We start from the raw sequence: 14,713 nt of genomic DNA, 5'->3' as shown, positions 1-14,713 counted from the left end.
GATGAGTGGGGAATTGAATGCGGCCTTCCACATGGCCGATGTCCGTAACAAGCGCATCAGCCGCCGCCGTGCGGTGGCGGTGGGCGAGCTGCATGCCGGTCCAGTGGCCTATCCGCTGATCGTCGAGCGCCGCCTGCCCAAAGGCGATGCGCTGGTGATGGCCGAGATTGCCGGCCTGCAGGGCGCCAAGATGGCGTCGATGCTGATGCCGCTGTGCCATCCGCTGCCGCTGGAACTGGTGCAGGTGTTCTGCGCACCGGTGCCGGAGCGGCAGGCGATCCGCGTGTGGTGCGAGTGCGCCAGCGAGGCACGCACCGGCGTCGAGATGGAGGCGCTGGCTGGTGTCAACGCGGCGTTGCTGACCCTGTACGACCTGAGCAAGCCAGTGGAACCGGCACTGCGCATCGAAGGCATCCGCCTGCTGTTCAAGGAAGGCGGCAAGCGCGGGGTCTGGCTGCACCCGGATGGCATGGACGAGGCCGAGCGCGTGCGTTTCAACCCACGTGCACCTAAGGGGTTGGAGGGTGCGGCCTGCGCGGTGATTACGCTGAGCGATCGCGCCAGCGAAGGCACTTATGAGGATGTGTCCGGCCCGACCCTGGTGACCGGCCTGAGAAAGCTGGGTGGCGACGTAGTGGCCGCCGAAGTGCTGCCCGATGGCATCGAGCCGTTGGCGGGCCGCCTGCAGGCCTTGGCTGCCGAGGGCGTGCGCCTGTGCCTGTGTACCGGTGGTACCGGGCTGGGCCCGCGTGACCTGACCCCGGAGGCGCTGCGTTCCTTGAACGCGCGGCCCGTGCATGGCCTGGCGCAGATGGTGCGGGCCCTGAGTGCGCAGCACACGCCGATGGCCTGGCTGAGCCGTGCCGAGGTGGTACAGCTGGGCAACATGCTGGTGTTCGCATTGCCCGGCAGCCCGAAGGCGGCGGCGCAGTGCCTGGATATCCTGGCGCCGGTACTGGGCCATGCCCTGGCGATGGTCGAGGGGGATGGCCACTGATGATTGCCTACAGCGATGCCTTGCAGCACCTGCTGGACGCGGCCAAGCCGCTGCCGGCCGAGCATCTGCCGCTGCATGAGGCCGCGGGCCGCACGCTGGCCCGTGACATCCACAGCGCGCAGTCGCTGCCGCCGTTCGACAATTCGGCGATGGACGGCTTCGCGCTGCGCGCCAACGGCACGGCGTTCGAGGCCGGTACCGAATTTGCCGTGCAGGGTTGGCAGGCGGCCGGCGATGCTGGCGCCGAAGGCGGCGAGGGTGCCTGGGAAATCATGACCGGTGCGCGCATGCCGGTTGGGCTGGATACGGTGGTGCCGGTCGAGAATGTGGAGATCCTCGCCAGCGAGGACGGCCGCCCGGCCCGCATCGCCCTGAAGACATCGGTGAAGCCGGGCCAGAACGTGCGCCTGCGCGGCGAGGATGTGAGCGACGGCGAGCGCGTGCTGCGGGCCGGGCAGTTGCTGGACATCAACGCGCGCACCCTGCTGCATGCCATCGGCGTGGGCGAGGTGGCGGTGGTGGCACGGCCGAAGGCGGCGGTGATCGCCACCGGCAAGGAACTGGTGACCGAGGCGGCGCAGACGCTGGAATCCGGTCAGATCCGTGACAGCAACCGGCCGTACCTGGTCGGCCGCCTGCAGGCCGCCGGTGCCGAGGTGGTCTGGCAGGGCACGGTGGGCGACGACGTGGCCGCGTTCAACGCGGTACTGGATGCAGCGCTGGACGCGGGTGCGCAGCTGTTGATCAGCACCGGCGCGGTGTCGGCCGGCCGCTACGATTTCATTCCCGACGCGCTGCGCGGCCGGGGTGCGCGCATCGTGTTCCACAAGGTGGCGATCCGCCCCGGCAAGCCGCTGCTGTTTGCGGTGCTGCCCAATGGCGCGCTGTATTTCGGCCTGCCCGGCAACCCGGTGTCGGCTGCGGTGGGCCAGCGCTTCTTCGTTGAGCCGGTACTGCGCCGCCTGCTGGGGCTGGCGCCGGAGCTCATGTTGCAGCTGCCGCTGCAGGCCGACGTGCGCAAGCCGCCGGGCCTGCGCTTCCACGCGCGTGCGCGGGTGGAAATGGACGGACAGGGACGCCTGAGTGCGCGCGTGCTGTCCGGGCAGGAGTCGTTCCGTTTGATGTCCATGCTGCAGGCCAACGCCTGGGTGGTGCTGGAGGCCGAGGGAGACCTGGCCAGCGCTGGCACCTACGTGCGCGTGCAGGGCTGGGGTCACCACGAACCGGTGCAGCTGGTGAGCCAGGAGTCATGATGAAACAGGTGAATCTGCAGTTGTTCGGTGCGTTTTCCGATCTGGATGCCAGCCGCGAGATCGCCGTGGATGTGGCCGGTGGCACCGTGGCCGATCTGCGCCAGGCGCTGCGCGAGCTGCTGCCGCTGCGTTGGCCGGGTTTCCGTGCCGGCCTGCTGGACTACTCGGCGTTCGCCGACCAGCAACGCGTGCTGCGCGACCACGAGGCGCTGCCCGACGATGGCCGCGTGGCGATCCTGCCACCAGTGAGCGGGGGCTGAGCGATGAGCGAGAAGATCATCGCGAAGGTGGTGGACCGCGCGCAGGCGGCGATCGATCCAGCCGAGGGCATTGCTGCGGTCTCTGATCCGGGCTTCGGCGGCATCGACGTGTTCATCGGCAAGGTGCGCGACGTCAACATCGGCCGGCTGGTGACCGGGATCACCTACGACCTGTTCGAGCCGCTGGTGCTGAACGAGTTCAAGCGCCTGGCCGCCGAGGTCGAGGCGGCGTTCGGTCCGAAGCTGAAGCTGTATGTGGCCCACGCCAAGGGCCGGTTGGGCATCGGCGATGTGGCGGTGGTGGTGGCCGCGGGCAGCCCGCACCGCGACGAAGCGTTCCGCGCGTGCCGGCAGTTGATCGAGGTGGTCAAGCACCAGTGCCCGATCTGGAAGCAGGAGCACTACGAGGACGGCGACAGCGAGTGGAGCGAGGGTTGCAGCCTGTGCCATGCGGACAGCGAACCCGCCCATGCCCATGATCATGCGCACGACCACGGGCATTGACCCCACCCTTCAGGGCGGCGCGGGGTTCAGTAGATCCACGCCATGCGTGGATGAGGCCTTTCCCGAGCACCCGGCCGGCGCAGCCACGCATGGCGTGGCTCTACGGCGATGAGCGTCAACGGCATCGTGCTGGCCGGCGGCCTGTCCACCCGGATGGGCCGCGACAAGGCGCTGCTGCCGTGGCAGGGGCGGACCTTGCTGGAACACATGCGGGGCCTGTTGATGCAGGCTGGCGCACGCGAGGTCTGGGTCAGCGGAAATTACCCGGCGTTCGGCGGCGTGCCGGACCGCGTGGCACGTTGCGGGCCGCTGGGCGGGCTCTACAGCGTGGCGATGCGCATGCCCGATGGCCCGGCCTGGGTGGTGCCGGTGGATACGCCGCTGCTGCCGCCGCGATTGCTGCAGCAATTGCGTGACGGCCATCGCGGTCCATGCACGATCTTTGCCGGCCATCCCCTGCCCATGCTGGTGGATATAGACGATGCTTGTCGCAACGTACTTGAATCGATGCTGGGCGACCCGGACGGTCCGCGCTCGCTGCAGGCCCTGCAGCGTCGTCTTGGCGTGAATTCCGTGGCGCTGGCGCCGGTTGACGAGGCCGGGCTGGTCAACTGCAATACCCCCGAACAATGGGAGGATGTTGCGTCATGAAAGTGCAGTTGCAGGACCAATCGGTACGGCTTCGCCTGGACGAGGCCGAGCTGGCGCGCCTGCTGGCCGGTGAAACGGTCGAGAACATGACCCGCTTCGGCGGTATCGAAGGCTGGGGCATGGCGGTGTCGCTGCATGGCGGCGATCAACCGGTACTGCTCGACGGAGGCACCTTCTGCCGCCTGGTACTGCCGCGCTCGGCCGTCGAGGCCTTGGCGGCGCGGCTGCCGTGCCGCGATGGCCTGCCATTCGACATTGCCCTGGAAGATGGAAGCCAGCTTCAGCTGCAGTTCGATGTGGACGTGCGCGACAGCGTGCGCCAGCGCGGGGTGACCCGCCGCAGCACCGCTTCATCGGTTTGACATTTGTCAGGGGCAGGGTGGAAACCGGCCCTTGATTGATCCAGATCAACCCCGTCGTCCGTGCTGCACGGCCTAATGGCTGCATGACGACGGGTTACAACTTGAAACGCAGTACCCACGTCATTCCACAGCCTTGGAGCCATGTATGACCGTCGGTAGCGATCCTGTTGTCCGCAGCACTGCCAGTCCCGGTCGCGTCATCAGCGACTGGACGCCGGAGGATCCCGGCTATTGGGAGCGCACCGGCAAGCGGGTCGCCACCCGCAACCTGGTCATCTCGATCCCTTCGCTGCTGCTGGCCTTCTCGGTCTGGGTGCTGTTCTCGGCGGTGTCGATCAGCCTGCCGAAGATCGGCTTCAACTTCAGCACCGACCAGCTGTTCTGGCTGGTGGCACTGCCCAGCCTGTCCGGCGCGACCCTGCGCATCTTCTATTCGTTCGTGATCCCGATCTTCGGCGGCCGCCGCTGGACCGCGCTGTCCACCGCGTCGCTGCTGGCGCCGACGCTCTGGCTCGGCTTTGCGGTGCAGAACCCGGCCACGCCGTACTGGGTGTTCGTGGCCATCGCGATCCTGTGTGGTTTCGGCGGCGCGAACTTCTCGTCGTCGATGTCCAACATCTCCTTCTTCTACCCCAAGCAGAAGCAGGGCCTAGCGCTGGGCCTGAACGCCGGCCTGGGCAATGTGGGCGTGTCGGTGGCGCAGGCGGTGATTCCGCTGGTCATCACCGTGGGCGTATTCGGTGCGCTGGGTGGTGCACCGCAGCCCGCGGTGGAGGGTGGGGCACCGCTGTTCCTGCAGAACGCCGGTTTCATCTGGGTGCCGGCCATCGCGCTGTGCGCCATCGCGGCCTGGTTCGGCATGAACGACCTGACCAGCGCCCGCTCGTCGTTCTCCGAGCAGGCGGTGATCTTCCGCCGCAAGCACAACTGGCTGATGTGCTGGCTGTACATCGGCACCTTCGGTTCCTACATCGGTTTCTCGGCCGGCTTCCCGATGCTGGTGAAGAGCCAGTTCCCGGACGTGAACCCGCTGGCCTACGCCTTCATCGGCCCGCTGCTGGGCGCGCTGATGCGCTCGGTGGGTGGCAGCATGGCCGACCGCTGGGGTGGTGCACGCCTGACCTTCTGGGTGTTCGCGCTGATGATCGCGGCAGTGTTCGGCGTGCTGCACTTCCTGCCCAGCGATGGCCAGGGCGGCAACTTCTACGGCTTCCTGCTCAGCTTCATGGCGCTGTTCGTGCTCAGTGGCATCGGCAACGGCACCACCTTCCGCATGATCCCGGTGATTTTCCGCACCCTGCATGAGCGCTGGTCGGCCAACGACAACGCCGAGGGCAAGGCCACGGCCGCACACCAGGCCAGCATCGAGTCGGCCGCAGTGGTCGGTTTCTCCGGTGCGATCGGTGCCTACGGCGGTTTCTTCATTCCCAAGAGCTACGGCTCGTCCATTACGTTGACCGGCAGCCCCGACATGGCGCTGTACGGATTCGTTGTTTTCTATGTCACCTGCCTGGCCGTGACCTGGTGGTGGTACTACCGGCGCGGTGCCGAGACACCCTGCTGACGACATGAAAACGCACCGCAGCCAGATGACACACACAGCCACGATGCCGATGTCCGCAAAGGGAGATCCCCGATGAGTTATTTCCTCGATCGCTTGCAGTTCTTCAAGCGTGACCCCCAGACCTTTGCCGATGGCCATGGTTTTGCCAAGAGCGAGGGCCGCGACTGGGAAAACAGTTACCGCGCCCGCTGGCAGTACGACAAGATCGTACGATCCACCCACGGCGTGAACTGCACCGGCTCCTGCAGCTGGAAGATCTACGTCAAGAACGGCCTGGTCACCTGGGAAACCCAGCAGACCGACTACCCGCGCACACGCCCGGACCTGCCCAACCATGAACCGCGTGGCTGCCCGCGTGGCGCCAGCTATTCCTGGTACCTGTACAGCGCCAACCGGCTGAAGTACCCGCTGATCCGCGGCACGCTGCTGCGCCTGTGGCGCGAAGCACGCAAGAGCAAGGCCCCGGTCGATGCCTGGGCCAGCATCGTGGAGGACAAGGAGAAGGCGCGTTCGTACAAGACCCGCCGCGGCATGGGTGGCTTCGTGCGCCTGCAGTGGGAAGAGGCCAACGAGATCATCGCCGCCTCCAACCTGTATACGGTGAAGCAGTACGGCCCGGACCGCGTGGTCGGGTTCTCGCCGATTCCGGCGATGTCGATGGTGTCCTACGCCGCCGGTGCGCGATATTTGTCGCTGCTGGGTGGCGCCTGCCTGTCCTTCTACGACTGGTACTGCGACCTGCCGCCGGCCTCGCCGCAGATCTGGGGCGAGCAGACCGACGTGCCCGAATCGGCCGACTGGTACAACAGTCGCTACATCATCGCCTGGGGCTCGAACGTGCCGCAGACGCGTACGCCCGATGCACATTTCTTCACCGAGGCGCGCTACAACGGCACCAAGACGGTGGCGATCTGCCCGGACTATTCCGAGCTGGCCAAGCTGACCGACCACTGGCTGCACCCCAAGCAGGGCACCGACGCGGCGCTGGCCTTTGCCTTCGGCCATGTGATCCTGCGCGAGTTCCATGTTGATTGGCCCTCGCAGTATTTCCAGGACTACTGCCGCCAGTACTCGGACATGCCGATGCTGGTGCGTCTGGAGCGTCGCGACGATGGCCGCCTGGTGGCGGGCCGCTTCCTGCGTGCCAGTGAGCTGGGCGGGCTGGGTGAAGCCAACAACCCGGACTGGAAGACCCTGGCCTACGACGAGAACAGCGGCCAGATCGTGGTGCCCAACGGCTCGATCGGTTTCCGCTGGGGCGAGAAGGGTCGTTGGAACATCGAAGAGAAGGCCAGCAATGGCGCCGATACGCGCCTGCGCCTGAGCTTGTCCGAGGCCAACGACGGCATCGAGGCAGTGAGCTTCCCGTACTTCGGTGGCATTGAAAGCGATGGCTGGACCGCTGCACCGGCCGAAGAAGTACTGGACCGCAACATTCCGGTGCGCCGACTGGCCACGGCCGATGGCGGCGAGACGCTGGTGGCCACGGTCTACGACCTGCTGCTGGCCCAGTACGGCGTGGACCGTGGCTTTGGCGGCGGCAACGTGGCATCGAGCTTCGATGACATGGTGCCGGGCACGCCGGCGTGGCAGGAACGCATCACCGGCGTGTCGCGCGCCGAGGTGATCGAGATCGCCCGCGAGTTCGCGCGTACCGCCGACAAGACCCACGGCCGATCGATGATCATCGTCGGCGCGGGCATGAACCACTGGTTCCACAACGACATGAACTACCGCGGCCTGATCAACATGCTGATCATGTGCGGCTGCGTGGGCCAGACCGGTGGCGGCTGGGCGCATTACGTGGGCCAGGAAAAGCTGCGCCCGCAGACCGGCTGGCAGCCGCTCGCATTCGGCCTGGACTGGAGCAAGCCGCCGCGCCACATGAACGGCACTTCGTTCTTCTACTTCAACACCGGGCAGTGGCGCTACGAGAAGCTGCAGGTGGACGAGCTGCTGTCGCCGCTGGCCGATGCGAGCAAGTACGGCGGCAGCCTGGCCGACCTGAACCTGCGCGCGGTGCGCATGGGCTGGCTGCCGAGCACCCCGCAGCTGGACCGCAACCCGCTGCAGCTGGTACGCGAGGCCGAAGCGGCCGGCGTGGCCCCGGCGGACTATGCGCTGGGCAAGTTCAAGGACGGCTCGCTGGACTTCGCCTTCGCCGACCCGGACGCCAGCCAGAACCACCCGCGCATGATGTTCATCTGGCGCTCGAACCTGCTGGGTTCCTCGGGCAAGGGCCACGAGTACATGCTGCGGCACCTGCTGGGTACGCGCCACGGGCTGCAGGGCAAGGACCTGGGCGAAATGGGCGCAGTGAAGCCGCAGGAGGTGAAGTGGCGCGACGAGGCGCCGGAAGGCAAGCTGGACCTGCTGGTCACGCTCGACTTCCGCATGTGCACCACCGCGCTGTACTCGGACATCGTGCTGCCGACGGCAACCTGGTACGAGAAGGACGACCTCAACACCTCGGACATGCACCCGTTCATCCACCCGCTGTCGAAGGCGGTGGACCCGGCCTGGGAATCGCGCAGTGACTGGGACATCTTCAAGGAGGTGGCCCGCACCGTGAGCGAGATGGCGCCGGGCGTGCTGGGTGTGGAGAAGGACCTGGTGCTGGTGCCGACCCTGCACGACACCCCCAACGAGCTGGGCATGCCGTTCGGCGTAGCCGACTGGAAGAAGGGCGAGTGCGAGGCCATTCCGGGCCAGACCATGCCGTCGATGACGGTGGTTGAGCGTGACTACCCGAACCTGTACCGCAAGTTCACCTCGCTCGGCCCACTGCTGGACAAGCAGGGCAATGGCGGCAAGGGCATGAGCTGGGACACGAAGCACGAGGTCGAGTTCCTCGGCAAGTTGAACCACACCGTGCACGAAGAAGGCGTAAGCCAGGGGCGCCCGGCCATCTCGACCGCGATCGACGCGGCCGAAGTGATCCTGCACCTGGCGCCGGAAACCAACGGCCACGTGGCGGTGAAGGCCTGGGAATCGCTGGGCACCTTCACCGGCCGCGAGCACACCCACCTGGCCGTGGGCAAGGAGCACGAGGCGATCCGCTTCCGTGACATCCAGGCACAGCCGCGCAAGATCATTTCCTCGCCGATCTGGTCGGGCCTGGAAGACGACAACGTCAGCTACAACGCCGGCTATACCAACGTGCACGAGCTGATTCCGTGGCGCACGGTGACCGGTCGCCAGCAGTTCTACCAGGACCACGAGTGGATGATCGACTTTGGCGAGGCCTTCATGAGCTACCGGCCGCCGGTCAACACGCGCACGGTGGAGCCGCTGCTGAACCAGCGCCCGAACGGCAACAAGGAGATCGTGCTGAACTGGATCACCCCGCACCAGAAGTGGGGCATCCACAGCACCTACAGCGACAACCTGATCATGCAGACACTGTCGCGCGGTGGCCCGATCGTGTGGATCAGCGAGGACGACGCGCGCAGCGCCGGCATCGTCGACAACGACTGGATCGAGCTGTTCAACGTCAACGGTGCGATTGCTGCGCGCGCGGTGGTCAGCCAGCGCGTGATGCCGGGCATGGCGATGATGTACCACGCCCAGGAACGCATCATCAACGTGCCGGGCTCGGAGATTTCCGGCACCCGCGGCGGCATCCACAACTCGGTGACCCGCATCGTGCTCAAGCCGACCCACATGATCGGCGGCTACGCGCAGCTGGCCTATGGCTTCAACTACTACGGCACCTGCGGTACCAACCGCGACGAGTTCGTGATCGTACGCAAGATGGACAAGATTGATTGGTTGGACGATGAACAAGGAAGTTCGAGTGTCGCGGGCGCAGGACGCGCAGGAGCGACCGATGAGCAGCCCGCTGGTGCTTCGGCATCGGCCAGCAAGGAGGTGGTGTGATGAAGGTCCGTGCACAGATCGCGATGGTGCTGAACCTGGACAAGTGCATCGGCTGCCATACCTGCTCGATCACCTGCAAGAACGTCTGGACTTCGCGCGAGGGCGTCGAGTACGCCTGGTTCAACAACGTGGAAACCAAGCCGGGCATCGGCTACCCGAAGGAATGGGAAAACCAGGAGAAGTGGAACGGTGGCTGGGTGCGCACCGGCAGCGGCAAGCTGGTGCCACGCGCGGGTGGCCGCTGGCGCATGCTGGCCAAGATCTTCGCCAACCCGGACCTGCCGCAGATCGACGACTACTACGAGCCGTTCGATTTCGACTACCAGAACCTGCACACCGCCAAGGACAGCCAGCACCAGCCCACCGCGCGGCCGCGTTCGCTGATCAGTGGCGAGCGCATGCAGAAGATCGAGTGGGGCCCGAACTGGGAGGAGATCCTCGGTTCGGAGTTCAGCAAGCGATCGCGCGACTACAACTTCGACCAGGTGCAGAAGGAGATCTACGGCGCCTTCGAGAAGACTTTCATGATGTACCTGCCGCGCCTGTGCGAGCACTGCCTGAACCCGGCGTGCGTGTCGGCGTGCCCCTCGGGCGCGATCTACAAGCGCGAGGAAGATGGCATCGTGCTGATCGACCAGGACAAGTGCCGCGGCTGGCGCATGTGCGTGTCGGCCTGCCCGTACAAGAAGATCTACTACAACTGGAAGAGCGGCAAGTCGGAGAAGTGCATCTTCTGCTACCCGCGCATCGAGATGGGTGAGCCGACCGTGTGCTCGGAAACCTGCGTGGGCCGCATCCGCTACCTGGGCGTGATGCTGTACGACGCCGACCGCATCGCCGAGGCCGCTTCGGTGGCCGCCGAGAAGGACCTGTACCAGGCCCACCTGGATATCTTCCTGGACCCGAACGATCCGGCGGTGATCGCCGCCGCGCGCAAGGAGGGCATCCCGGACAGCTGGCTGGAGTCTGCCAAGCAGTCGCCGGTGTACAAGCTGGCGATCGACTGGAAGCTGGCGCTGCCGCTGCACCCGGAATACCGCACGCTGCCGATGGTCTGGTACGTGCCGCCGCTGTCGCCGATCCAGTCTGCCGCCGAGCGTGGCCGCGTGGGCATGAGCGGGGAACTGCCGGACGTGGCGTCGCTGCGCATTCCGATGCGCTACCTGGCCAACCTGCTGACGGCCGGTGACGAGGCGCCGGTGGTACGCGCGCTGGAGCGGCTGATGGCGATGCGTGCCTGGCGCCGGGCCAGGAACGTGGACGGCGTGGAAGACACCTCGGTGCTGGAACAGACCGGGCTGAGCATCGCCCAGGTGGAGGAGATGTACCGCTACCTGGCCATCGCCAACTACGAGGACCGTTTCGTGATTCCGACCGGCCACCGCGAGTATGCCAACGACGCCTTCGGCGAGCGCGGCGGCTGCGGCTTCACCTTCGGCAACGGCTGCAATGGTGACAGCCCGGCCGACCTGTTCGGCCAGCGCAAGACCACCACCTTCGTGGTGGACAAGGGCCCGAACCACCGCCGCAAGGAGGTGGTGTGATGAGCGTGCTCAAGCTGGTCGGGGTGTTGCTGGACTACCCCCGCGAAGAACTGTGGGAGCACGGCGAGGAACTGCTCGCCGCCTGTGACGACCCGGCGCTGAACGCCACCCGCCGCCAGCAGCTGCGCAGCTTCGTGCAGCAGCTGCTGGCCACCGATGCGCTGGATGCGCAGGCGGCGTGGCTGGCCAGTTTCGACCGCGGCCGCTCGATGAGCCTGCTGCTGTTCGAGCACATCCATGGCGAGTCGCGCGACCGCGGCCAGGCCATGGTCGATCTGGTCGAAACCTACCGCCGCAACGGCTTCGAACTGGATGCACGCGAGCTGCCGGATTACCTGCCGCTGCTGCTGGAGTTCCTGGCCCATCGCCCAGGCAGCGAGGCCCGCGAGTGGCTGCACCACATCGGCCATATCGCCGGGATGCTGGCGGCGCGTGCCGCCGAGCGGGAGCTGCCGCACCGGGTGCTGTTCGAGATCCTGGTCGAAGCCGGTGACGGCAAGGCCGATCTGCAGGCGCTGCGCCAGCGTGCCAGCGAGGAAGTCCGCGACGATACCGCCGAGGCCATGGACCGTTTGTGGGAGGAGGAGGCGGTGCGCTTCGGCGCCGAAGCTCCTGCCGAAGACTGCAAGCCGCCCGTGCGTTCGCCGGCCCGTCCTTCGCATCGAGAGGTCCAGCCATGAGTTACTCCCTGCATCAATTCGCCTTCCAGTACTACCCGTACATCGCCGTGGCGGTGCTGCTGATCGGCAGCTGGGCCCGCTATGACAGGGCCATGTATACCTGGCGCACCGGCTCCAGCCAGATGCTGTCGGACAAGGGCATGCGGATCGGCAGCAACTGCTTCCACATCGGCATCCTGGCCATCCTCGGTGGCCACCTGGTCGGCCTGCTGACCCCGCACGCGGTGTACGAGCACTTCATCACCTCCTCGCAGAAGCAGATGCTGGCGATGGTGGTCGGTGGTGTGTTCGGCGCACTGTGCTTCATCGGCATCAGCATCCTGCTGGTGCGCCGCCTGTTCAACGCGCGCGTGCGGGCCACCGGCAGCTTCGGTGACACCCTGGTGCTGGTGTTGCTGTTCGCCCAGCTGTGCCTGGGCCTGTACAGCATCCGCATCTCGTCCGGCCACCTGGACGGCGGGGTGATGGTGCAGCTGGCCGAGTGGGCACAGCACATCGTGACCTTCCGTGCCGGTGCCGCCGACTACATCGAGGGCGTCAGCTGGGTCTACAAGATGCATATCTTCCTGGGCCTGACCCTGTTCCTGATCGCGCCGTTCACGCGCCTGGTGCACGTGTGGAGCATTCCGATCAGCTACCTGTGGAGGCCGTACCAGGTGGTGCGCCGCCGCCAGGCCACGCTGCGCTACGGTCCGCGGGAGTAAGTCATGGGCAGCCTGCCGAAATTCCTGCCGATCACCGTGATCGACTCCGCTGCGCCGGTTCCCGCCGAGGCGCATTCGCACCACCATGACGCGGCAGCGCAGGGGCCGCGCTCGCTCGGGCAGCCGGCACCGTGCCGGCTGTTCGTGGACGAGACCGCGATCAGCGAGGCCGACATCGCCCGCGAGATGCAGCACCACCGGGCGATGCGCCCGGAGCAGTCTCGTGCCGAAGCGGCACGTGCACTGGTGGTGCGCGAGCTGCTGCGCCTGGAAGCGCAGCGGCTTGGGCTGCAGGCGCCGGAGGGCAACCGAGTAAGCGACGAGGAAGTGCTGATCCAACAGCTGCTGGAAGATGCGATCAAAGACCGCGTACCGAGTGATGAAGACTGCCGCCGGTACTTCGAGCAGAACCCGGAGCGCTTCCGCTCCCCCGACCGCGTGCGTCTGCGCCATATCCTGCTGGCCGCGCCGGCCGACGACGTGGCTGGGCGCTTCGCCGCACGTACCGAGGGCGAGCGGCTGGTCGGGCTGCTGAAAGAGTCGCCGCACCTGTTCGCCGATTTCGCCCTGCGCCATTCGCGTTGCCCATCCAGCAGCGAGGGCGGCGACCTGGGCTGGCTGCAGCGTGGGCAGACCACGCCGGAGTTCGACCGCCAGGTGTTCCGCCTGCGCGAGGGCCTGGCCGGTTTCCCGGTGGAATCGCGCTGGGGCTACCACGTGGTCTGCGTCGATGCACGCGAGGAAGGCCAGCCGCAGCCGTTCGAGGCGGTGCTGCCGCAGCTGCGTGACTACCTGGAGCTGCAGGTACGCCAGCGTGAAGTGCAGGCCTACCTGCTGCAGCTGCAGGAACGCTACCCGGTGCGCGGGCTGGATGAGATCGAAGCCGAAGCGGATATCGGCTGAACCCCCTTGAACGAGGAGAATTCATGAACCAGGCCCTTGCCCCCGCCAGTGCCGGGCAGCAGCAACGTGCGCTGTGGCTGAGCACGTTCGCCTTCACCGTGTGCTTTGCGGTGTGGATGATCTTTTCGATCATCGGCATCCAGATCAGTCAACAGCTCGGCTTGAATGACACCCAGTTCGGCCTGTTGATCGCCACGCCGGTGCTGACCGGTTCGGTCAGCCGGGTCTTCCTCGGCATATGGTCCGACCAGTTCGGTGGCCGCAAGGTGATGGTGCTGGTGATGCTGTGTGGCGCAGTGGCCACCTGGATGCTGACCTATGCCCAGACCTACACCCAGTTCCTGATTGCCGCGCTGTGCGTGGGTATCGCCGGCGGCAACTTCTCGGTGGGCGTGGCCTACGTCTCGAAGTGGTTCCCGGCCAGCAAGCAGGGCACCGCACTGGGCATCTTCGGTGCTGGCAACATCGGCTCGGCGGTGACCAAGCTGCTGGCGCCGCTGGTGATGGTGGCGGCCGGCTGGACCATGGTCGCCAAGGTCTGGGCCGTCGCGCTGGCCGTCACGGCGGTGCTGTTCTTCCTCTTCAGCAAGGAAGATCCGTCGCTGGAGCAGCGCCGTCGCGAAGGCGTGAAGCCGGTGCCGTTCGCCGAGCAGATGGCGCCACTGAAGAACCTGCAGGTGTGGCGGTTCTCGCTGTACTACTTCTTCGTGTTCGGTGGCTTCGTGGCGCTGGCGCTGTGGCTGCCGCACTACCTGGTGGGCGCCTATGGCATGGACGTGGGCCACGCCGGCATGCTGGCGGCGTGCTATTCGATCCCGGCCAGCCTGTTCCGCGTGGTCGGTGGCTGGATGTCGGACCGGATGGGGGCGCGCCGGGTGATGTACTGGACCTTCGGCGTGTCGGCCATCTGCACCTTCCTGCTGGCCTACCCGGATACCGAGTATGTGGTGAAGGGCATCCATGGCCCGATCCACTTCCATCTGGCCATCGGCGTGGTGATGTTCACCGTGCTGGTGTTCGTGCTGGGCTTCTTCATGTCGCTGGGCAAGGCCGCGGTCTACAAGCACATCCCGGTGTACTACCCCAAGCACGTGGGTGCCGTGGGCGGCGTGGTTGGCATGATCGGTGGCCTGGGTGGCTTCATCCTGCCGATCGTGTTCGGTGCATTGAACGATGCGGTGGGCATCTGGAGCAGCTGCTTCATGCTGCTGTTCGTGCTGGTGGCCGCTGCACTGGCCTGGATGCACTTCGCGATCCGCCGTATGGAACGCCGCCACTTCCCGCAGATCGACCGCGAAACCGACCTGCCCGAAGCCATCGATGCGGCCGCCGCCGAGCGGGTGCGCGGTGGGTGAAGGTGTTTGCCGGCCAGCGGCCGGCACTACCAGAACGGTGCGCGATGGGTGGAGGGT

Annotated in this window: 13 protein-coding genes; all 13 read left to right on the top strand. The window is 66.4% G+C overall.

All coding sequences use genetic code 11. From position 1 onward, the window contains the following. The first annotated feature begins 1 nt into the window (after position 1). Positions 2-997: a bifunctional molybdenum cofactor biosynthesis protein MoaC/MoaB gene (gene moaCB, locus AC5P67_RS17980; RefSeq protein ID WP_043033279.1), complete on the top strand. Its 996-nt coding sequence runs from the start codon at positions 2-4 to the stop codon at positions 995-997. After that, a complete protein-coding gene (locus tag AC5P67_RS17975) occupies positions 997-2,250 on the top strand; it encodes a molybdopterin molybdotransferase MoeA (RefSeq protein ID WP_062606550.1) in 1,254 nt (417 codons plus the stop codon). Before moaCB ends, AC5P67_RS17975 begins: the two co-directional genes overlap by 1 nt. Further along, positions 2,250-2,510 (top strand): MoaD/ThiS family protein, encoded by a 261-nt coding sequence (locus AC5P67_RS17970; protein WP_019337814.1) that lies wholly within the window; start codon positions 2,250-2,252, stop codon positions 2,508-2,510. Before AC5P67_RS17975 ends, AC5P67_RS17970 begins: the two co-directional genes overlap by 1 nt. 3 nt (positions 2,511-2,513) lie before the next feature. Then, positions 2,514-3,014: a molybdenum cofactor biosynthesis protein MoaE gene (locus AC5P67_RS17965; RefSeq protein ID WP_012480475.1), complete on the top strand. Its 501-nt coding sequence runs from the start codon at positions 2,514-2,516 to the stop codon at positions 3,012-3,014. Positions 3,015-3,122: 108 nt separating this feature from the next. After that, entirely contained in the window at positions 3,123-3,665 is a 543-nt protein-coding gene (mobA, locus tag AC5P67_RS17960) for a molybdenum cofactor guanylyltransferase (protein ID WP_012480474.1), read from the top strand. Then, positions 3,662-4,027, top strand: a complete 366-nt coding sequence (locus tag AC5P67_RS17955; RefSeq protein ID WP_012480473.1) for a DUF7009 family protein — start codon at positions 3,662-3,664, stop codon at positions 4,025-4,027. Before mobA ends, AC5P67_RS17955 begins: the two co-directional genes overlap by 4 nt. Before the next feature lie 145 nt (positions 4,028-4,172). Continuing rightward, entirely contained in the window at positions 4,173-5,591 is a 1,419-nt protein-coding gene (locus tag AC5P67_RS17950; protein WP_012480472.1) for a NarK family nitrate/nitrite MFS transporter, read from the top strand. 72 nt (positions 5,592-5,663) lie between these two features. Further along, the gene (locus AC5P67_RS17945; protein WP_012480471.1) at positions 5,664-9,470 is read left to right on the top strand and encodes a nitrate reductase subunit alpha; all 3,807 of its coding nucleotides are present in this window, start codon (positions 5,664-5,666) and stop codon (positions 9,468-9,470) included. Continuing rightward, on the top strand, positions 9,470-11,014 hold the full coding sequence (gene narH, locus AC5P67_RS17940) for a nitrate reductase subunit beta (protein WP_012480470.1): 1,545 nt from the start codon (positions 9,470-9,472) through the stop codon (positions 11,012-11,014). The genes AC5P67_RS17945 and narH overlap by 1 nt, the downstream gene beginning before the upstream one ends. Beyond that, entirely contained in the window at positions 11,014-11,694 is a 681-nt protein-coding gene (gene narJ, locus AC5P67_RS17935) for a nitrate reductase molybdenum cofactor assembly chaperone (protein ID WP_043396264.1), read from the top strand. Before narH ends, narJ begins: the two co-directional genes overlap by 1 nt. Next, positions 11,691-12,398 (top strand): respiratory nitrate reductase subunit gamma, encoded by a 708-nt coding sequence (gene narI / locus AC5P67_RS17930; protein ID WP_012480468.1) that lies wholly within the window; start codon positions 11,691-11,693, stop codon positions 12,396-12,398. The genes narJ and narI overlap by 4 nt, the downstream gene beginning before the upstream one ends. A 3-nt stretch (positions 12,399-12,401) precedes the next feature. After that, on the top strand, positions 12,402-13,301 hold the full coding sequence (locus AC5P67_RS17925; protein ID WP_012480467.1) for a peptidylprolyl isomerase: 900 nt from the start codon (positions 12,402-12,404) through the stop codon (positions 13,299-13,301). A 23-nt stretch (positions 13,302-13,324) separates the two neighbouring features. Further along, positions 13,325-14,656: an MFS transporter gene (locus AC5P67_RS17920; RefSeq protein ID WP_012480466.1), complete on the top strand. Its 1,332-nt coding sequence runs from the start codon at positions 13,325-13,327 to the stop codon at positions 14,654-14,656. Positions 14,657-14,713: the final 57 nt, after the last annotated feature.

The sequence above is a fragment of the Stenotrophomonas sp. YJH_SMC_21 genome, from assembly GCF_059369555.1.
The sequence above is the reverse complement of the archived record's forward strand: the minus strand, read 5'-3'. Positions and strand labels throughout refer to the sequence as shown.

Bases quoted from the DNA above. Each gene is read 5' to 3' on its own strand.
- moaCB (WP_043033279.1), top strand. From the start codon at position 2: ATGAGTGGGGAATTGAATGCGGCCTTCCACATGGCCGATGTCCGTAAC.
- AC5P67_RS17975 (WP_062606550.1), top strand. From the start codon at position 997: ATGATTGCCTACAGCGATGCCTTGCAGCACCTGCTGGACGCGGCCAAG.
- AC5P67_RS17970 (WP_019337814.1), top strand. From the start codon at position 2,250: ATGAAACAGGTGAATCTGCAGTTGTTCGGTGCGTTTTCCGATCTGGAT.
- AC5P67_RS17965 (WP_012480475.1), top strand. From the start codon at position 2,514: ATGAGCGAGAAGATCATCGCGAAGGTGGTGGACCGCGCGCAGGCGGCG.
- mobA (WP_012480474.1), top strand. From the start codon at position 3,123: ATGAGCGTCAACGGCATCGTGCTGGCCGGCGGCCTGTCCACCCGGATG.
- AC5P67_RS17955 (WP_012480473.1), top strand. From the start codon at position 3,662: ATGAAAGTGCAGTTGCAGGACCAATCGGTACGGCTTCGCCTGGACGAG.
- AC5P67_RS17950 (WP_012480472.1), top strand. From the start codon at position 4,173: ATGACCGTCGGTAGCGATCCTGTTGTCCGCAGCACTGCCAGTCCCGGT.
- AC5P67_RS17945 (WP_012480471.1), top strand. From the start codon at position 5,664: ATGAGTTATTTCCTCGATCGCTTGCAGTTCTTCAAGCGTGACCCCCAG.
- narH (WP_012480470.1), top strand. From the start codon at position 9,470: ATGAAGGTCCGTGCACAGATCGCGATGGTGCTGAACCTGGACAAGTGC.
- narJ (WP_043396264.1), top strand. From the start codon at position 11,014: ATGAGCGTGCTCAAGCTGGTCGGGGTGTTGCTGGACTACCCCCGCGAA.
- narI (WP_012480468.1), top strand. From the start codon at position 11,691: ATGAGTTACTCCCTGCATCAATTCGCCTTCCAGTACTACCCGTACATC.
- AC5P67_RS17925 (WP_012480467.1), top strand. From the start codon at position 12,402: ATGGGCAGCCTGCCGAAATTCCTGCCGATCACCGTGATCGACTCCGCT.
- AC5P67_RS17920 (WP_012480466.1), top strand. From the start codon at position 13,325: ATGAACCAGGCCCTTGCCCCCGCCAGTGCCGGGCAGCAGCAACGTGCG.